Origin of the sequence: Nonomuraea sp. NPDC050202, from assembly GCF_040656115.1 — a bacterium.
In the GTDB taxonomy this organism is placed as follows: domain Bacteria; phylum Actinomycetota; class Actinomycetes; order Streptosporangiales; family Streptosporangiaceae; genus Nonomuraea.
This window is the reverse complement of record NZ_JBFALF010000005.1, coordinates 24622-43721: the sequence shown is the minus strand read 5'-3', so window position 1 is coordinate 43721 and position 19100 is coordinate 24622. Positions and strand designations below refer to the sequence as shown.

Here is a 19100-nt window from a genome sequence, read left to right as displayed (position 1 = left end):
GCGCCCCCTCAGTAGTGAACGGCTATGGCGCGGGCCTTGGCCAGGTCGTCGTGGTTGTCCACCTCGACCCAGTCGACCTCTCCGATGGGCGCGGCGTGGATGACCTCGCCGCGGTCGACCATCTCCTGGTAACCGTCCTCGTAGTAGAGCTGCGGGTCGCGCTCGAACGTGGCCTTGAGCGCGTCGGCCAGCCGGCCGGCCGCGCCCGGCCTGATGAGGGTGGCGCCGATGTACTCGCCGTAGGCCTGCGCCGGGTCCATCAGCTTGGTGATGCGGCGCAGCGAGCCCTCGGGCGTGAGCGTGACCTTCATCTCCTCGTCGGCCAGCTTCTTGACGTCGTCGACCGCGAGCAGGATGTCGCTGGTCTCGGGGGCGGCCAGCAGCGTCTTCTCGATCGAGACCGGGTGCACGGTGTCGCCGTTGACCAGGAGCGCGCCCTGGGCGAAGTACTCGCGCGCGCACCACAGGGAGTAGGCGTTGTTCCACTCCTCGGCCTTGTCGTTGTGCACGAGGGTGAGCTTGACGCCGTGGCGCTCCTCAAGGGCGTCCTTGCGCTCGTGTACGGCCTGCGCCGCGTAACCGACGACGACCACGACGTCCCTCAGGCCCACCTCGGCGAGATTCCGCAGCGAGATGTCCATGATCGTGGTCTCGCCGTCGACCGGCACGAGCGCCTTGGGCAGCGTGTCGGTGTACGGCCGCAGGCGTCGTCCGGCCCCAGCGGCCAGAACCATTCCCAGCAACGTGCACTCCTCAGTCGAGCATGACTCCGATGGCCCAAAGAGTATTCGTCTTTGGCCCCCGTGCGGGTAATCCGGCGTTAGTCTTGCGTTCCCATATCGGTCGCTTCCACCCCGGATCGGGGCGCGGCGAGCCAGCACGTCAGGCTCTCCCAGCCGAACAGCCCCCACAGGTAGACCGCGAGCAGCGCGTAACCCCCGGTCAGCCAGCCCGACAGCGCGACCAGCGAGACCACCATCATCCGCCCGTCCCAGCCGAGCCCCAGCGTGGCCAGCCACGACGGCGGGTAGACGCGCTGGCGCAACCGGTAGACCAGATCGTAATGGTGAAACCCTAGCGCTCCGAGCAGCATGAAGATCACCAGGGGGTGCACCTCGTGGGCGAACCCGACGGCCGCGATGAAGGTGTACTCGATGAGCCGCAGGATCGGCGGCACGAGCCAGTCGAACCTGCCGTCGTGCGGATGCGTGCTCCCCGGTCCGGCCAGCAGCAGCGTCACGGCCGGGGCGAACACCGCGAGCCCGTCGGTCCCCGCCACGCCGAGCAGCAGCAGCACGCCGGTGACGAACGTGCCGGCGATCACCGGCGGCAGCGGCGGGAGCTGCCCGGCCACGAGCAGCCCCATGGCGCGCGAGAGCGGCCCGTCGTCGCGGTAGGCCACGACCGTGCTGTTCGGAACGGGTGTCATGTGGACCGAAATCACCTTGCCGACCTCGCGATCCGTCCGGCGAGCTGGTAGAACGCCGCCACGCCGCCCCAGCCGAGCAGCGCCAGGAACGTGACCCGGGTGTCCCAGAGGGCGGCGGTGACGGCGATCAGGGCCATGCGCTCCCCGATGGGCAGCACGATCATCTTCTTCAGGTAGCGGGCGATCGTGTCGCGTTCGAGCCGCTGGGCGAGCTTGAGCACGCCGCCGGGGGCGCGGCGCACGTCCTGCGACTCCAGCAGGGACCGCGCGGGCCTGCCCCACATGGAGCCGATGCGGGCGGCGTCGGCGACGGCGCCCGCGTACGTGTAGTCGATGGCGTGCCTGACGACCTGCAGCACCATCGCGGCCACCGCCAGGTACCAGATGTCGCCGGCGGCGGAGCCGAAGGCCAGGCCGACGTAGACGGCGTACTCCTTGAGCCGGTCGGACATGCCGTCGGCCCAGGCCCCCAGCGGGGAGAACGTGCGCGTGTAGCGGGCGAGCTGCCCGTCGAGGCAGTCGAGCGCGAACGACAGGTACAGCAGCCCCGCCCCGGCCAGCCGCCCGCCCTCGGTGCCCGCCGAGAACCAGACGGCCGCCAGCAGGGCCAGCCCGGCCGAGATGCCGGTGACCGTGTTGGGAGTGAGCTTGAGGCGCACGCAGGGCTTGATCAGGTAGCGGGTCCAGGAGGAGACGAAGAACGTGGCGAAGAAGCCGTCGTCCTCCTTCACGGAGGCGTCGAGCCTGACCTTGGCCTCGTCCACCTCGGACAGCCTGGCCAGGGCGGCGTCGGCGGCGTTCTGGCCGGTCACGCGGTCGGCGTGCAGCAGCCCGATGCCGGAGGCGCGCACGGTCACGCCCGACCTGACCAGCCCGACCAGCAGCAGGTCCACCGCCTCGACGGGGGTGACGGGGCCGAGCTTGCCGGCGTCGGCCAGCTCGGCCAGCTCCTCGGCGATGTCCGCGAGCGAGGCCAGGTCGGACTCGCCCGCCTGCAGCACGCCCCTGAAGGTGGCGTTCGCCTCGGGGACGAGGTGGAAGGAGCTGCCCGCCGCGACGATCCGGCCGCCTTCCACGCGTACGGGCGGGCGCAGCGGCCCGGCGGTGGCGTCGTGCGAGATCAGCGCGGCGGTGCTGCGCGCCGGGTGCTCCAGCAGCACGGCCAGCGCCTCGGTGTGGATCACCAGGTCGGCGGGCAGCACGGCGACGGCGCCCGTGGCGGTGCGCGCGATCTTGGCGAAGCCGCGCAGGTCGGCGGCGAGGCCGCCGCCGGCGGCGGACATCACCTGGACCTCGCGCACGGGCAGCGTGGCGAGCTGATCGCCGAGGCGGTCGAGGAGCGTGCCGTCACCGCTGAGGAGCCTGCACGCGGGCGTCGTGGCGAGCAGCACGACCGACGTGGTCGTGCTCTCGCGGGTCAATGAGTCGGGCAAAGCTCAGGTCTCCTCCCGGTCGGGGTGGAGCACACGGTCTCGGGGGGTGCGTAGACACAGCGTAGCGACAGGTCAACGCGATATCACGGAACAGCACCGTTACGCTGCCGGTATGGATTCACGGCTGCGGTCGGTAGGAGTGCTCCTCGCGGGCGGGGTGGGGCAGCGGGTCGGGCTCGGCACGCCCAAGCAGCTCATCGAGGTCGCGGGCAGGACGATCATCGAGCATTCGCTCGCGGTGTTCGAGGCCGCCCCCGAGATCGACGGGATCGTGGTGCTGATGACGCCCGGGTACGCCGACCGGGTGCGCGAGATCGTGACCCGTGGCGGGTATCGCAAGGTCAGCAAGGTGGTGGACGGCGGTTCCAGCCGTACGGAGAGCACGTGGCGGGCGCTGGCGGCGCTCGGCGCGGAGGAGTGCAACGTGCTGTTGCACGACGCTGTACGGCCCCTCCTGGAGCCCCGGATCATCACGGAATGTGTCCGGGCGCTGGAGACCCACGAGGCCGTCAACGTGGCGATCCCGAGCTCCGACACGGTCCTCGTGGCGACGCCCGAGGGGTCGATCGGCGAGGTGCTCGACCGGTCGCGGCTTCGGCGCAGCCAGACCCCGCAGTGTTTCCGGCTCTCGGTGATCCGGGAGGCGTACGAGCGGGCGATGGCCGACCCGGGCTTCGCCGGGCTGCCCGCCACCGACGACTGCGGGGTGGTGCTGCGCTACCTGCCCGAGGTTCCGATCCACCTGGTCCAGGGCAGCGAGCGCAACATCAAGGTGACCCACCCGGCCGACCTGCACATCGCGGACCTGCTCTTCCGGCTGCCCCGGCCGGTGCCGGCGGGCGACAGGGCCGCGCTGGCCGGGCAGGTGATCGTCCTGCTGGGCGACTGCGAGCTCGCGCGGGAGGCCGCCGGGCACGGCGCCACGGTGCACGTCCTGACCCGTGCCGGCGGCGTGCGCGTGGAGGACTTCGGCTCGGTGGCCAAGGCGCTCGACGACGTGGGCGGGGCCGATCACGTGGTGCTGGTGGCGGGCGCGGGCCACGCCGGCGACCTGGCGCGGGCGAGCGGCGAGACCGTCGCCGACGCGGTGGGCGCCGGCCACCTGGGCGCGCTCAACGTCGCCCGCGCCGCCCGCCCGCACCTGCGCGGCAGCCTGCTGTTGCAGGTCCCGCCCGGCTCCGGCGCCCTGCACGAGTCGGGCGCGGCGGCCGTGGCCGGGCTGACCCGGGCGCTGGCCCGCGAATGGGCCGCCGACGGCATCCGGGTCAACTGCCTCAATACCGGAGCCTCTCCGCTCGTGGTCACGCAGACCTCCCTGGACATCCTCATCTCCGACCTATCAGGGCAAGTCATAGACGCCCGCGTGGACGGCACTTGACCTGGGGGTTGTTACCGTGCGATCACATGAGGAGACTCATCGTGATCGCTGCGCTGCTCGGCTGCTACCCTGCGCTGCTGGTGGCGGCGCTGTGGCCGGCGCCGGCGCTGTTCGGGGCGGTGGCGGCGGCCTCGTACCTCGTCGAGTACGCGGCCCCGCGCGCAGCCCGCCCGCTGCCCGAGCTGCTCGGCAAGGTGCACCTCGGGATCACGCTGCGCTTCGCGGCCCGGGAGACCATGGCGCTGCTCCTGGTCGCGCGCACGGCGGGGGCCGAGCTGCCGTGGTTCGCGGCGCTGGCGGCCGGGATGCTGGCGATCCACGCGGTGCGGGCCCTGCACACGGGGCTGGCGCTGCGGCTGCGCCAGATGCTCAGCAGGATGCCGGTGACCACCCGCAACCTCGACGTCTCCGCGCTGCGCATCCCCAGGATGCCGCCGGGGCCGCTGCGTGACGCCGGCAGCGTGCCGTTCCTCTGCCTGGACGCGCTGCCGGTGCTCGGGTCCGTCCTGGGCGCCGTACCGGCCACGGCCGGCGCGGCGGTGGCGCTCGCGGCGGGCCTGGCGGGGGCGCTCGCGCTCATCCCGTACGTGCGCCGCGCCAGGCCGCTCACCGACCGGGCCAGGGTGCTGGAGGTCGTGGGCGAGCAGGTCGAGAAGTACCGCCCCGAGGTGATCCTGTACTTCTCCGGCGCCACGGCCGCCGCCTACCAGGCCAGGATGTGGCTGCCCACCCTCGAACGCATGCCCCGGCGCGCCATCGTCGTGCTGCGCGAGCGCGGCATGGCCAGGCACCTGGAGTCCACCAGCCTGCCGATGGTGTGCATCCCGTCGTCGGCCGACCTGATGAGCTTCCGCGCCCTGGCCGGGGCCAAGCTCTGCCTGTACGTCGCCAACGTCGGCAGGAACGTGCACATGCTGCGCATCCCGACCCTGCGCAGCGCGTTCCTCAACCACGGCGACAGCGACAAGGAGGCCTCGTTCAACCCGTTCTCGCGGGTCTACGACGAGGTGTGGGTGGCGGGGCCCGCCGGCCGCGACCGCTACCGCCGGGCCAAGGTGGGCGTCAGGGACGAGAACATCCACGAGGTCGGCCGGCCCCAGCTCCAGGGCATCTCGACGGAGGGGCCGGGGCGGCCGTACCGGACCGTCCTGTACGCGCCCACCTGGGAGGGCTGGAACGACGACCTGTTCCACACCTCGCTGATCACCATGGGCCCGCGCATCGTCCGCGCCCTCCTCGACCACCGGCCCCCGCTGCGCGTGATCTACAAGCCGCACCCGCTCACCGGGCACCGCGACAAGAGCGCCACCCGGGCCCACAGGAAGATCGTCGCCATGATCGAGGCGGCGGAGCTGGCCAAGTCGAAGGCCCGCCACCCCTCCAGGCCCGCCGGCGCGGCGCCGCACATCAGGCACCTGGTCGTCACCGGCCCCGAGCCGCACCTGTACGACTGCTTCAACGAGTGCGACCTGCTGATCAGCGACATCTCCAGCGTGGTGGCCGACTTCCTGGCCAGCGAGAAGCCGTACGCGGTGACGAACGTGGCGGGGCTGCCCGAGCGCGCCTTCCACGAGCGTTATCCGAGCACGGAGGCGGGGGTGCTGCTGGGCGAGGACCTGTCGGGGCTGGCGGAGTTCCTGGACGGGGAGGACACGCTGGCCAGGGCCCGGGTGAAGCTCAGGAGCTACCTGTTCGGGCCGGAGTACCCGGACGCGATGACGCGTTTCAACGCGGCCGTGGAGCGGGTCTTCTCCGGAGGATGAGCTGTAGCACCCCGCCGGGGTACGGCGGGGTGCGGGGACGGGAGGACGGGGTCAGCGCGGCGGCCGGGCCAGCTTCTTCGGGCTGGTGAGGAAGCCCCAGCCCCACGAGCAGTGCATGGTGGCGTACACCAGCGGCAGCCGCAGCTTGGCGCTCGCCGGCAGCCCGCCGCCGGTCAGCGCCGAGCCGGCGACGATGGCCACGGCGTACCCGCCGGGCACGATCAGCGCGAGCGGGAAGAACGGCGAGACGACCAGCCCGAGCAGCATGGCGAGCACGGCGGCCGGGGGCGCGAGGTAACGCAGGTTGATCGTGCCCTCGTGGGTGCGCGCGACCACCCGCCGCCAGCGGCCGTAGTGGAAGTACTGCTTGGCCAGCGCCTTCACGTTGGGCCTCGGCCGGTAGGAGACCCGCATGCGCGGCTGGAACCACACGAGCCCGCCCGTCTGGCGGATGCGGTGGTTCATCTCCCAGTCCTGGGCCCGCTGGAAGTGCTCGTCGTAGCCGCCCACGCGGTCGAGCGCCGACCGGCGGAAGACACCGAGGTAGACGGTGTCGGCCGGCCCGGCCGTGCCGCCCACGTGGAACGCGGCGGCGCCGACGCCGATCTTGGAGGTCATGGCGCACGCGACGGCCTGCTCGAAGGGGGTGATCCCTTCGGCCGCCATGATGCCTCCCACGTTGTCGGCGCCGGTCTCGGCCAGCGTCTCGACGGCCACGCGCAGGTAGTCGGAGGGCAGCATGGCGTGCCCGTCGACCCTGGCGACGATGTCGTTGCGGGAGGCGGCGATGGCCGCGTTGAGCGCGTTGGGGGTGCGGCCCGTCGGGTTGGGCACCACCGTCACCCGCCGGTCGGCCGCCGCGATGGCGTCGGCGACCTCCTGGGTGCGGTCCTGGGACGGACCCACGGCGAGGACGACCTCGATCTCACCGGGGTAGCTCTGGGCGAGGACCATCTCGACGGCCTCGCGGAGGTGCCGCTCCTCGTTGAGGACCGGCATGACGACGGAGATGGGGGGCCAGCCGCGCGTCTGTGCGGGCGCGTGCGGCGAGTCGGGGAACTGCTTCATGGCGGGGCTCACGCTACTGTACGACCGTGGGAGGAGGGCAATCGAAAGGCCGATCCTCCGGGGTGACAAGAGGGGGACGGGATGCGCGACCCGGACGAGGAGGACGGCGGTGTGCTCGTGGGCGGAGACGCCTACGGTGACGTCAAGCTGACGACACCCGTCCGCACTCGGCGGCCGCCGCGCAGGAGTGCCAAGGCCCGCCGCCGCAACGTGCTGGTCGCCGGTCTCCTGTCCACCGGCGTGCTGATCACCACGGGCGTGGTGTGGGCGACCCCGCGCCAGATCGGCACGGTCGACGCCGGGGTGACCGCGCCCGCGTCCCGGGGCGCCGAGAACATCCTGCTGGTCGGCGTGGACAAGCGCGACGACCTCACCCGCCAGCAGCAGAACCGGCTCAAGCTGGGCCGCGAGAGCGGCCAGCGCACCGACACGATGATGGTCATCCACCTGTCGGAGGACCACAGCAAGGTCACGGTGGTGAGCCTGCCGCGCGACACCTGGACGACGATCCCGGGCAGGGGCGACCACAAGATCAACTCCGCGTACCAGTTCGGCGGGCCGAAGCTGGCCAAGCAGACCGTGGAGGCGGCCACCGGGCTCCAGATCAACCGCTACATCGAGGTCAACATCCTGGGCTTCATCGACGTCGTCGACTCCCTCGGCGGGGTCACCGTCTGCACGCCCGTGCCCATCAACGACACCAAGATCGCGCTCAACCTGCCGGCCGGCACCCACCAGCTCGACGGCGTGCAGGCGCTGGGCTACGCCCGTACCCGCGCCACCGCCCGCTCCGACCTCGACCGCATCGACCGGCAGCAGCAGGTCATCTCGGCGCTGCTCAACCGGGCGCTGAGCGCCGACACGCTGGCCAACCCGGCCAAGCTGGCCTCGTTCGTCAACTCGACGCTGAGCACGGTGAAGGTCGACCCTGACGACGGGCTGCTCGGGCTGGCCACGCAGATGCGGGACGTCTCGCTGACGGACGTGAAGTTCGCCGAGGTGCCGTTGGCCGACGTCGACTTCAAGACCCCCACGGGCGAGTCGGCGGTGCTGTGGGACAAGCAGGCGGCGCGCGACCTGTTCACCAAGATCGACGCGGACCAGGACCCTGCCGCGCCCACGCCGTCCGCCTTGGCCTCGGCCTCCCCCAAGCCGTCGGCGATCGCGCCCGGCCAGATCACGCTGGAGGTCAAGAACGGCACGCTGATCACGGGCCTGGGGGCGCGCACGAAGGAGGCGCTGGTCGCCTACGGTTTCAAGGTGCCGGGCAAGCCGGGAAACACCTCGAAGAAGGACTACAAGCAGACCTTCATCCGTTACGGCGAGGCTTTCGAGGCGCAGGCGAAAGTCGTCGCCGCCGCCATTCCCGGTGCGGAGCTGCGGAAGGCGGAGCTCGACGGCATCGAGCTGATCCTGGGCAGCGACCAGCCGAAAGTGCAGCAGCAGAAGTCCACCGGCACCCCAACTGCGAAACCGAGTGTTACACCAACCACCAAAACGGCAATGCAGAACATATGTAAGAAATAGGCATAATTATCTGGGTGTCGGGCAGGTGAGGCCCATGGTGGTCAGGCACTGGCGGGAGGGGCCCTGTACGGTTCTGCACGTCGTAGGCGATCTCGACGTTGCAGGCGCGCCCCGGTTGCGGGCGGAGCTGGAACAGGCATTGGCGGCGGCCGATCCCCTCAACGTGGTCGTGGACCTCACCGAGGTGCCGTTCTGCGACTCCGTCGGGCTCGGCGTGCTGGTGGCCACGCTCAACCACATCCAGGACCTGCACGGGCGCATGATTCTGGTCCTCGCGCCCGGAATGATCCGCCATTTGCTGACGATCACGAACCTCGACCGGCATTTCGAGACGAGCCATTCCCTCACCGAGGCGCGGGCCGCGCTGGAGAGCGCCGCCTGAGCGGTAGCGGGTGAACCGGTAAGAGGTGTGCGAGAACATGGTCATGTCATGTTGGGCACGCCTCTCCACGACCCTTCTCCGAGTCGCGGGAGAGCCCCCTGAGGTGCGGAGGCTTTCACGTTGTTCGACCAGTTCCCCGAGCCTGGGCGCTCCCAGCTGCGCACCGCCTTCGACGAGGGCAGGACGCGGCCTGAGTGGTGCTTCGCGGAAGGGCAGGCCCGCCTGGCCTACTGGGCGCCCTTCCCCGGCTCGGAGCCGGCGATCGTCTGGCAGTTCGCCCCCGGCCCCGACCCCGTCGCCGCCGGCGGCCTGCTGCGCCGCAGCCTCGGCGCGATGGGCCTGACCAAGGTGATCCACGACATCTCGCTCCAGCCGGGGCTCGATCCCGCCGTCGATCGCGCGGTCGAGCACGAGGCGCTCGTCGAGGCCGGGTTCGTCATGGAGGTGGAGCGGCTGCTGCTGGAGTGGGTGGCCGTGAGCGACGTCCCCGAGGATCCGGGCAGGCTGACGTACCGTCCCGCGCGCCGCATGGACCCCGCCGAGGTGATCGACCTCCTCGTCCGCGTCTCCGAGGGCTCGCTCGATCACGACACGCAGGTGGAGGTGGCCACGTCGGGCGCGGAGAAGGAGGCCCGATGGATGTACGACGACCTGATGAGCCGTAAGGCCAAGCCGAACTGGTTCGTCATCGGCTACCTCGGCGACTCCCCCGTCGGGCTGGTGGCGCCCGACGACCACTCGATCGCCTACATCGGCGTGGTGCCCGAGCACCGCGGCCACGGCTACGTCGACGACCTGCTGGCCCGGGGCACCCGCACGCTCGCCGAGGCCGGCCTGCAGCGCGTCGTGGCCGCCACCGACGTCGCGAACGTCCCCACCGCCAACGCCTTCCTGCGTGCTGGATACTCGGAGACCGGCCGGTTGTTCCGCTACTACTGGAGGGCATCGTGAGACTCGGCGTCATGTTCGACCGGGGGCTGCCACCCGAGCAGCTCGTCCCGTTCGCGAGAGCGCTCGACGAGACGTCCGTCGACGACCTGTGGGTGGTGGAGGACCTGGGCTGGACGGGCGGCCTCACCTCGGCCGCCACGGCGCTCGCCGTCACCTCCCGGCTGCGTGTCGGCCTCGGCATCGCCCCCGCGCCGCTGCGCAACCCGATGCTGCTGGCGATGGAGCTGGGCAACCTGGCGCGGGTGCACCCGGGGCGGCTGGCCGCCGGGATCGGGCACGGCGTGCAGGACTGGATGCGGCAGGTGGGCGCCGCCCCGTCCTCGCCGCTCGCCCTGCTGGAGGAGACGATCACCGCGGTGAGCGCGCTGCTGCGCGGCGAGACCGTCACCCTGCACGGCAAGGAGGTCCACCTGGACGGCGTGTCGCTGGTGCACCCGCCGGCCGAGCCGCCGCCCGTGCTGGCCGGGGTGAAGCGGCCGCGCTCGCTGGCGCTGTCGGGGCGCGTGGCCCAGGGGACGATCGTGCCCGAGGGCGTGGGCCCCGACCAGGTGCCCGGGATCATCGAGACGATCGGGGCCGGGCAGGACCACGAGCTGGTCGTGTTCACGTTCCTGCGCCTCGGGGCCGGCAGCGAGGAAGAGGCGCGGGCGATGGTGGCCGGGCAGGCGGGGTTCCTGGGGGTGCCGCCCGAGGACGTGGCGATGGCGTCCGGCACCGCTGAGGAGGCCGCGGCGCACGTCAGGAGCCTGTGGGCGGCCGGGGCCACGTCGGTGGCGGTGCGCCCGATCGGGGCCGACCCGCTGGGGCAGGTGAACGCGCTGCTGTCGGCGCTGTAGCCGTCGCCGTCCCCCGAGTCCGGCCGAATGGCCGATGCCGATTCGGCCGGACGGTCGATGGCCGGGACGGCGCGCTCGGCCACGATCATGGCCATGAGGCAGATTGCGGCATTCGCAGCATGCGCGGCGCTCCTGGCGGCAGCGAGCACCGGTTGCGGCGTGGACCTGGCAGCCGAAGAGGTCCACGCCGCCCAGTCGTTCCCCTTCACCGGGACCGATCTGAAGATCGACGCCTCCCTGGGCGGCGTCCGCGTCCTCCAGGGCACCGGCGGCGCCGTACAGGTGGACCGGTGGGTGCGCGGCAAGGCGGCCGACGCCCCCGCCTGGTCCCTCCGGGACGGCACCCTGCGCCTGAGCGCCGGCTGCAACATGGTCTTCGGCGACTGCGGGGCCCGCTACCACGTCAAGGTCCCGCCCGGCGTCCGCCTCTCGATCGACGTGATGGACGGTCTCGTCCTCGACGGCCTCACCCAGGACGTGGCGGCGAAGAGCCGGGAGCGCATCCAGGTCACGGGCGCCTCGGGGCGGCTGCGGCTGCACAGCGACGGCTCGATCGAGGCCGAGGGGCTGAAGTCGGAGTACGTGCGCTGCCGCACCGCGGACGGGACGATCGACGTGGCGTTCGCCGCTCCGCCGGCCACCCTCGACCTGCGCTCACGCGATGGCAGGGTGACGGCGAGGGTCCCCTCGGGCACGTACGCGGTGACGGCCAGGAGCACGGACGGGAGCACGCGCTCGGAGGTCGAGAACGACCGGGAGGGCAAGCGGCGGATCACGGCCAGCAGCACGACCGGCGACGTCCGGATCCTGAAGAGATGACGGCGCGGGCGGCATGCGGCGCCGCTGCCCGGTGGCCTGGCGGCGCCGTCCGCCCGTGACGTCCACACGTCTACTGCCAGATGGCGGCGTACTTGCCGTTCTCCGCGTTGACCTGCACCGGCGCCAGCCCCTTGGCCTTGAGGTCGTCGAAGCGCTTCTGGTACCCCGAAGCGCTCATGTCCACGTAGTGGGCCCAGGACTTGACCCGGTCCTTGCGCCACACCGCCGCGTACGTCCCGTCGGGCGCCACGGAGATCTTGACCGGCCGGAAGCCCTTCTCCTTCTTGGCGTAGACCTCGGCCTCGTGCTGCTTGAGCGACTTGCCGTAGGTGTACTGCCAGGCACCGCCGCCGCCTGCGCTCCACACGCCGACGTAACGGATGTCGTCCGGCGTGCCGTACGCGTCCACCGAGGTCAGCGCGAGCCTCTTGTCGGCCGCCTCCTTGTTGGCGGCGGCGAAGCCGGCCGGGGTGAGGCCGGCCTTGGCCAGGAACGCCCCGGACTTCTTCTCGAAGACGGCGGTGAACACGGGCGAGTCGGCCGGCCCGGTGGCCGAGACGGAGGTCGGCTGCGCCCCCTCCTTCAGCCCGGCGTCGAACCGCTGCTGGAACCCGTCGGCCGACATGCCCTGCCAGATGCCCCACTGGCCGGACGAGCCGCCCTTGACCCAGACGGCGGCGTACCGCTCCCCGTCCGAGACGTTGACCGTGATCGGCCGGTAGCCCTGGTCCTTGAGCTGCTTCACCCGGGCGACGCTCTGGCTCGCGCTCAGGTCGTGGTAGGCGGCCCAGGCCGGCGCCGCCTGCGCCGTGGCCGCCGTCGGAACGGCGGCCCCGGCCAGCACGGACGTGACGATCGCGATCTTCCCCGTGGTCCGCATGACCCTCCCATGCAGGAATCTTCACTCGTTCAAGGGGCACGACCTTAACAGCCCTTGCTGACCGGCCGCAGGCGGCCTGTCATGGTCGCGGCGGCGTCAGCCGATGCGCTCGAAGGGCGTCGGGGACTGGCCGGTCCAGCGGTAGAGCTGGGCCTGGCCGGTGTGCTTGGAGACGCCGTCCTCCGTGACCTTGCCGGCCTTGGCCACGTAGTAGCGGCCGCCGCCGAGCGAGACCAGCCCGTACTCGCCGGTGAACTGCCAGCCCCTGACCCCCGTCGCCGCGTCCTCGAGCCCGCCGGGCGCCAGCGTGAGGAGCTTGCCGCGCTCGGCCTGCGGCTGGCCGGCGAGCTCGCCCGTCCTGGGGCGCGCGCCGCCGTCCACCATGAAGAAGGTGTAGTTGGGGAACTGCGGCTTGGTGCCCTTGTAGACGGCCATCATCCAGTTGCCGGTGTGCTCGTCGTACTGGAGGTTCTGCACGCCGTAGGTGGTGTTGCCGGTGTAGGCGAAGTACTTGCCGTCCACCCGCTCGGGGCCGCTCCGGTGCGGGGCGCTCTCGGTGAGCGGGCGCTCGTACTTCTTCCACTGCTGGATGTCGTACTGGAGCAGGACCTGGTGGTCGTTGTCCTGCCGGGTGGTGTTGGCGTAGATGCCGTAGGCGACGGTCAGTTTCTGCTTGCCGTGCTTCTTGCCGAACTCGGGGCCGAACGAGACACCGTCGATGCCGCTGCAGCCGTAGCGGTGGTCGGGGGTGTTGCCGACGTTGCCGTCGAACGTGCCGTCCCCGTTCATGTCGGCCACGTAGTCGGCGACGACCTCCTTCAGGTACACGGTCTTGACCACGTCGGTGGTCTGGGCGTCCATGTCGGGCGCGGTGATGCGGTCCACATCGAAGATCGCGATGTAGAACGACTCCTGCTCCTTGTACTCCAGCGAGCCGTACACGCGGCCGTCCTGGGAGTTGAAGTCGAGGTCGCCCAGGTGGCCGGTGAAGCCGGTCACGGAGCCGATGAGCTTGCCCTGGAGGTCGGTCTTGACGAGGAGGTTGGTGAAGGAGAAGTACATGTACCCCTTGCGCTGGTCGATGGCCATGCCCTGGACGTGACCGGCCGTCCAGGCGCCGCCGTCGATCTCCGGCGGGAGGTCGCGGGGACGGTCGGCGGCGCCTGCCGGGGTGGCGGCGAGGAGGGAGAGGGCGGAGGTGGCGGCGAGGGTGAGCGTCAGGACCTTGCGCATGGTGCGGTAACCCGTCTTCGGCGTTCAGTGATCAAAAGCCGACGTTATACCGACATCATGCTGATATCTGACAATTTCCTGAACTGCCAGTGAAGTGGTGCCGAACCCTCCGCCATTCACTCCATGGCCGTCCTGACCCGGTGCGCCTGGTACGCCGCCTCGCGGTAGCCGCTCGCCCGTACCCGTCGCAGCAGCTCGCGCCACGGCTCGCCCCAGCCCGCCCTGATGGCGGACGACTCGGCCAGCGCGACGGCCACCAGCGCGCCCGCCTCGCCCTGCTCCGCCAGCCACCGCGCGTGCGGCAGCAACCGCTCCGCCGGCACGTCCTGGGCCGACTCCGCGAGCAGCTTGCCCACCTCGACGGCGGCCAGCACCCCGGGGATCGTCCCGAGCAGCCGGGCCAGGTCGTCCCGCTCGGAGCCGTGCTCCCAGTCCACGGTGGCGGCCAGCAGCTCGGCCGCCAGGCCGGCAGGCAGGTCGGCCACGACCGCCCGCGCGGCCTTCCGCGCCGACTCCAGGTCCACGACGTGGCACGGGCCGGGGTCCGGATCGACGCGCCGGTTCATGCGCGGGCCCGGGCCTGGCTGGAGGTCGAGGCGCAGGCCCAGCACGATGGCCGCGAGCCGCTGGGCGGCCGGGCGGTCGCGCTCGGCCCCGGCGTCCGGGCCGTCGGGCGCGGCGGCGAGCGCGCGCACGGTGCGCCGCAGCTCCGCCACCCCGTTCCCCGAGCACGCCACCTCCACCAGCCCGCGGGCCGCGGCCCGCCACTCGGCGGTCTCGCCGAGGTCGCGGACGATCTCGGCCAGCCGCTCCGCGGCCCCCGGCACGTAGGGACCCCAGCCAGGCAGCGCCCGGATGGCCTCGACCCGGGTCCTCAGGCCGCTCGACCGGGTCGCGGCGGCGATCAGCTCCCCGTACGCCGGCCGCCACCGCTCCGGCAGGCTCAGCGGATGCGGCCCCAGCACCGGGGCGGCCACGTCCTCCACCGCCGCGACCGCCTCCCTGAGCAACTCCCAGGCCGCCGGCTCGGCGAGCAGCTCCGTGGCGGCCGACACGACCGCCGCCCGGACGTCCTTGTGCTGGCCCGGCGCGTCCCACAACCGCCGCAGCACGCCCATCGCGCCGGGCGCGCGGTGCCGGGCCAGCAGCCGGACGGACTCCTTGCGCGCGGTGACCTTGCCGCCGGCCAGCACCGGCTCCAGCGCCACCGTCAGCTCCGCCGGCCGCGCGAACCTGGCCGCCCGCGCCGCCCCGTACACCGCGACGTGCGCGTCGTCCCCACCCGCGTGCGCGAGCAGCTCGCCCAGCACGTCCTGCGGCGACGCCGTCCACGGCAGCGCGGTCAGCGCGGCCCGCCGCACCACGGCCTCCCCCGGCATCACGTACGGCCGCAACCGCCCGGCCCCGACCCCGGGCACCCCGCCCATCCTCCGCACGGCCTGCGCGCGCTCCCACACGGGCAGCGTGGTGTCCCGCGCGACCCGCTCCAGCAGCCCCAGGTACGCCTCACGCTGCCTGACCGTCCAGCGCAGCACCGCCCGGCGGGGCGCGCGGTGCACGCGGCGCGTGCCGCTCCTGGCGAACCGCCCCTCCGGATCCCGCGGGCCGAGCGCGACCTCCAGCAGGTCGGTACGCTGCCACGCCAGCACCTCGAACACCACGTCCAGGTTCACCACGGACGGATCGGCCGCCAGCAGCCTCGCCACCCGCTCACCCCTGGTCCGCGGCGGCTCCAGCCAGTACTCGACGGCCTCGATCGCCTCCGCCCCCTCGACGGCGTCCAGCGCGCGTTCCAGCGCCCGCCGCAGCTCGGGCAGCTCGTGCCCGCGCCGGCCGAGTCCCGTGGCGAGCAGGAAGGCGAGTTGGTGCCGGTCATGGCCGGCCGCCGCCTCCAGGTACGGGGCCAGCCTGCGGACCAGCTCGACCTCCTGGCCGCGCCGCAACACCTCCCAGAGGTGGCTGAGCGTGGCCGTGCCCACGTGCTCGGTCACCCGCTCGAACGTCCGCATGCCGAACTCCAGCAGGGCCGTGTCCTGCCTCGTCGCCCCCTGCTCGAAGACCGAGGCGGCCAGGCGGCCGATGGCGCGCTGGGTGCGGTACGAGCAGTCGCGGGCCGCCAGCGCGTCCTCGACGAGCTCGTCGAGGAAGGGCAGGTGCGCGGGCCGGAAGAGCCGGCCGGGGATCCCGGCCAAGGCCGTGACGGCCGCGCCGCGCACCGGCTCCTGCTCGTTGCGCAGGCGGGTGAGGGCGTCCGTCAGCCGGGTGAGGACCTCGGGGTCGCGGCTGCGGCCCGCGCAGGCGATCAGGTTGACGTAACCGCCGGCGCGCTCCTGGGAGTCGGAGCGGCGGGTGACGGCACGCAGCACCGGCTCGGCCTCGTCGTACGGGAGGAAGGACGTGATCTCCAGCGTGCGCGGCTCGTCCTCGGCGACGGCGCGGAGCCCGAGCATGCGGCGGGCCTCGGCGACGCGGCGGCGCAGCGGGAGCACGTCCAGCAGCTCCTCCGAGTGGACCTGCCGGGAGAGGTCGACGCCCTGCATCGTCGCGGTGAACACCGCGTCCCTGCGGGCGGGCGGCAGCGATCGCAGCAGGTCGGGCAGCGCGCCGGGCTGCTCGCGTACCGCCCTGCCGAGCTCGCCCAGCCGCTCGTCGGTGAGCGCGGACAGCCGCCGCCGCACGCTCGCCCGCCCGAGCAGCGCGGCGAGCTGCGGCTGCCGGCCGGGGGCCAGGTAGATGGCCAGCGTGCGGGCCGGGTCGGCGTCCAGGAGCCGCCCCGCGCAGCGCCAGGGCCTGGGTGTCCAGTGGCGCTCCAGCAGCGCGATCACCCGCACGGGGGCGTGCCGGGCGGCGGCCTCCACGCCGGGGATCAGGGCCGGCCACCAGGTGTTGCGCAGATCCTGGGTCAGGCCGTCCAGCACCTGCTCGGCGTGGTCGAGCACGAGAAGCGGGTGCTTCCTGGCCAGCGCCGCCCAGTTGGGCACCGCGTGGGCGAGGCCGGCCAGCCTGGCGGCGACCGCCTCGGTCCGGCAGGCCGCGAGCAGGCCCGCCGCCTCGCGGTCGCCCCACCGCTCGCGTACCTCGTCGATCAGGAGCTCGGCCAGGTCGGCGCGGCGGTTGCGCCTGATGGCGCGGTAGGCGGTCATGCGGTGGTGCATGGGGGCGGTGCGGGCGAGGGCGAGGATGGTGTCGTCGGGGGCGCCGAGCTTGACGGCCTGGGCGATCGCGAACCCGGAGATGTCGGGATCGGGGTCGGCCAGGGCGCGGGTGAGGTGCGGGAGGTCCTTCGCCATCACGGCCAGGCGTACGGCGAGCAAACGCTCGTACGGGCCGCCCTCGGCCAGCTCCTCCAGCAGGGCGGTCAGCTCGGACCGTGCGGGCAGCTTTGAGCGCGCGGACAGCTCGCGGGCGTGGTCGGCCAGGCGACGGCAGCGCTGCCCGTGGGACAGCGGCTCCACCTCGTCGAGCAGTTCCTGAGATCGCATCTTTCACCCCTGGTCCAGAAAGCCGTGCATGTCGTCGCGGAGCTCCCCGTCCGGCTCCACGGCGTGCGCCGCCCGCACCCACGCGACGGCCTCCTCCGGCGGCTCCGGCCACGCCCGCAGGGCCCGCATCGCGCACCGGCGGACCCGTACGCCCCGGTTGCGCAGCGCCGCCCGGATGAGCGGCAGGCCCAGACCCGGATGCGGCTCCAGCTCCGTGACCACCCTCTCCAGCGCCTGCTCGTGGCCATCACCGATGAGCCGGTCGCCCGGCCCGTTGGCCAGGTCGTCCAGCGGCAGCAGTTCCTCGGCGAGCGCGGCCAGCGCCTCCGGCTCGGCCAGGCGGGCCAGGCCGTGCCAGGCGAAGCCGTCGCCCGGGTCCGTCCTGAGCCGGGCCACGACCTGCGGCAGGATCGGCAGGCCCAGCTCGGACGCGCAGCGCTGGGCCCGCGAGAAGTCCGCACCCTCGGGGTCCGCCACGCCCGCCAGCGCAGCCTCGGCCCAGCGCGGTTGCCGGAGCACGTCCGCGAAGCGGCGCCGCAGCGCCGCCACGTCGCCGGGGAGCCAGTGCTCGGGAGGTTCCCGCAGGTGGCGGCGGATGGTCAGGAGGTGGTCGAGGCGCTGGAGCGTGGCCTGCCTGGCCGCGACCAGGTCGGCGTAGCGGGCCAGGGCCGGCACCGCCTCGCCGTACGCGCTGATGCCCGTGGTGGGGCCGCCCTCGCCGCGGATCAGCGCGGTCAGGATGCCGCCCGCGCCGTCCACCAGCGCCTCGTCCGGTTCAGGGTCGAGGAGCGCGGAGTACAGGTCGCCGGTCGTGGCGGCGAGCGGCGCCAGGTACTCGTCCATGACGCCGTTGCGGAAGCCCTCGCGCAGCAGCCACGCCTTGACCTCGGGGTCGTCGCTGCCTTCGAGGCGTTCCACGGCGTGGATGCGGCCCCAGGCGGTCACGCGCCGGGCCAGCTCGAACACCGCCCGATCCCCTTCCTGGGCCGGCTGGGTGCGCCGCAGGGCGACGACCGCGTACAGGGTGAGCTCCTCCAGCGCGCCGAGCAGGAGCAGCAGCTCGCGGTCCCGCTCGTCGCCGGACGCGCCGACGAGCACGATGCCGATCTTGACGGCCTCGCGGCGCGTGCCGTGCTCGGCCAGCCACCGGCCGGCCTCGTGGACCTGCCGCCTGCTCAGCTCCCTGCGCGCCAGCTCGCGTACCAGGTCGTCGCAGAACTCCAGCGCGCGGGCCTCCGCGAGGCGGTCGTGCAGCCTCTCGTACGGAGCCCGCTCCTGCAGGAGATCGGCGACCTCCTGGACGATGCCGAGGTCGGGGGCGAAGCCGAAGTGGTGGGTGCGGACGCCGTCCATGACGACGGAGGGCATGTACGGCTTGCCGTCGTCCTGGCGAGGGGGCTCGTCGGGCAGGTCCATGGCATGCGGCGGCCAGGGCCCGGGGCCGTGCAGCGAGGACATGGAGATCGCGTGTGCCAGGAAGGTGAGCTCGTCTCCGGTGCTCAGCTTCCTCGCGCCGGGGTTCACCGGCTGGGGCGGTGGCCGCCCTTCCCGTAGGAGATCATGGACGTCATGATGCCGCAGCGGGCCCGTTCGCGCCAGTCACTTTTCCCGGCCGGGAAGCGGCGCCCGCCGGAGAGCAGCGTCAGACAGCGGGCGGTGTCAGATAGGGGGCGGTGTCACAGGAGCGGGAAGCCGAACGCGGAACCTGGCCGATCGTCCTCCGGAGCCAGCACCAGCCTGGCCTTCCCGTCGAACACGTGTACCTGGTCAGCGCCGAAGACGCCGGCCACCACGTCCACCCGCCCGTCCCGGCTGAGGTCGGAGATGCCGTCGCCGTTGAGGCCCGCCGCTGCCAGCGGGCCCTCGGAGCTCCTCATCGGCTCCGCTCGGAGCAGCCCGTCGGCGGCGACGTACAGCAC

16 protein-coding genes are annotated in these 19100 nt (G+C 72.7%); 7 read left to right on the top strand and 9 right to left on the bottom strand.

Features of this window, described 5'->3' with window-relative positions; genetic code table 11:
- Positions 1-8: 8 nt before the first annotated feature.
- From AB0I79_RS16755 to AB0I79_RS16745, 3 genes are all read right to left on the bottom strand, one after another.
- Positions 9-743, bottom strand: a complete 735-nt coding sequence (locus AB0I79_RS16755) for a phosphocholine cytidylyltransferase family protein (RefSeq protein WP_357873179.1) — start codon at positions 741-743, stop codon at positions 9-11.
- A 77-nt stretch (positions 744-820) separates the two neighbouring features.
- Positions 821-1429, bottom strand: a complete 609-nt coding sequence (locus tag AB0I79_RS16750) for a DUF5941 domain-containing protein (RefSeq protein ID WP_357873176.1) — start codon at positions 1427-1429, stop codon at positions 821-823.
- An 11-nt stretch (positions 1430-1440) separates the two neighbouring features.
- Positions 1441-2862 carry a CDP-alcohol phosphatidyltransferase family protein gene (locus tag AB0I79_RS16745; RefSeq protein WP_357873174.1) on the bottom strand — a complete coding sequence of 474 codons (1422 nt, stop codon included), beginning with the start codon at positions 2860-2862 and terminating at the stop codon, positions 1441-1443.
- Between the two features lie 112 nt (positions 2863-2974).
- On the opposite strand from AB0I79_RS16745, the gene AB0I79_RS16740 reads away from it, so the two are divergent.
- Together AB0I79_RS16740 and AB0I79_RS16735 are read left to right on the top strand one after the other, a co-directional pair.
- Positions 2975-4240 carry a bifunctional cytidylyltransferase/SDR family oxidoreductase gene (locus AB0I79_RS16740; protein WP_357873172.1) on the top strand — a complete coding sequence of 422 codons (1266 nt, stop codon included), beginning with the start codon at positions 2975-2977 and terminating at the stop codon, positions 4238-4240.
- Positions 4241-4266: 26 nt separating this feature from the next.
- On the top strand, positions 4267-6003 hold the full coding sequence (locus tag AB0I79_RS16735) for a CDP-glycerol glycerophosphotransferase family protein (protein WP_357873170.1): 1737 nt from the start codon (positions 4267-4269) through the stop codon (positions 6001-6003).
- Positions 6004-6054: 51 nt separating this feature from the next.
- On the opposite strand, the gene AB0I79_RS16730 is transcribed toward AB0I79_RS16735, so the two are convergent.
- Positions 6055-7071 carry a glycosyltransferase family 2 protein gene (locus tag AB0I79_RS16730; protein WP_357873168.1) on the bottom strand — a complete coding sequence of 339 codons (1017 nt, stop codon included), beginning with the start codon at positions 7069-7071 and terminating at the stop codon, positions 6055-6057.
- Between the two features lie 81 nt (positions 7072-7152).
- On the opposite strand from AB0I79_RS16730, the gene AB0I79_RS16725 reads away from it, so the two are divergent.
- From AB0I79_RS16725 to AB0I79_RS16705, 5 genes are all read left to right on the top strand, one after another.
- Positions 7153-8598: an LCP family protein gene (locus AB0I79_RS16725; protein WP_357873166.1), complete on the top strand. Its 1446-nt coding sequence runs from the start codon at positions 7153-7155 to the stop codon at positions 8596-8598.
- Between the two features lie 34 nt (positions 8599-8632).
- Positions 8633-8980, top strand: coding sequence for an STAS domain-containing protein (locus AB0I79_RS16720; protein WP_357873163.1), 348 nt, complete (start codon positions 8633-8635; stop codon positions 8978-8980).
- 120 nt (positions 8981-9100) lie between these two features.
- Positions 9101-9931 (top strand): GNAT family N-acetyltransferase, encoded by an 831-nt coding sequence (locus AB0I79_RS16715; RefSeq protein ID WP_357873159.1) that lies wholly within the window; start codon positions 9101-9103, stop codon positions 9929-9931.
- Positions 9928-10767: an LLM class flavin-dependent oxidoreductase gene (locus AB0I79_RS16710; protein WP_357873157.1), complete on the top strand. Its 840-nt coding sequence runs from the start codon at positions 9928-9930 to the stop codon at positions 10765-10767. Before AB0I79_RS16715 ends, AB0I79_RS16710 begins: the two co-directional genes overlap by 4 nt.
- 93 nt (positions 10768-10860) lie before the next feature.
- A complete protein-coding gene (locus tag AB0I79_RS16705) occupies positions 10861-11586 on the top strand; it encodes a DUF4097 family beta strand repeat-containing protein (protein WP_357873155.1) in 726 nt (241 codons plus the stop codon).
- A gap of 70 nt (positions 11587-11656) precedes the next feature.
- Here the strand turns inward: AB0I79_RS16705 and AB0I79_RS16700 are convergent, their stop codons facing one another.
- The 5 genes from AB0I79_RS16700 to AB0I79_RS16680 all read right to left on the bottom strand — a co-directional run bounded on the left by AB0I79_RS16700 (position 11657) and on the right by AB0I79_RS16680 (position 19100).
- The gene (locus AB0I79_RS16700; RefSeq protein WP_357873151.1) at positions 11657-12466 is read right to left on the bottom strand and encodes a hypothetical protein; all 810 of its coding nucleotides are present in this window, start codon (positions 12464-12466) and stop codon (positions 11657-11659) included.
- A 96-nt stretch (positions 12467-12562) separates the two neighbouring features.
- On the bottom strand, positions 12563-13699 hold the full coding sequence (locus AB0I79_RS16695; protein ID WP_357873148.1) for a hypothetical protein: 1137 nt from the start codon (positions 13697-13699) through the stop codon (positions 12563-12565).
- Positions 13700-13815: 116 nt separating this feature from the next.
- A complete protein-coding gene (locus AB0I79_RS16690) occupies positions 13816-17181 on the bottom strand; it encodes a hypothetical protein (RefSeq protein ID WP_357873146.1) in 3366 nt (1121 codons plus the stop codon).
- Positions 17182-17184: 3 nt separating this feature from the next.
- Positions 17185-18705, bottom strand: coding sequence for a hypothetical protein (locus AB0I79_RS16685; RefSeq protein ID WP_357873144.1), 1521 nt, complete (start codon positions 18703-18705; stop codon positions 17185-17187).
- Between the two features lie 152 nt (positions 18706-18857).
- On the bottom strand, positions 18858-19100 hold the full coding sequence (locus tag AB0I79_RS16680) for a hypothetical protein (RefSeq protein WP_357873142.1): 243 nt from the start codon (positions 19098-19100) through the stop codon (positions 18858-18860).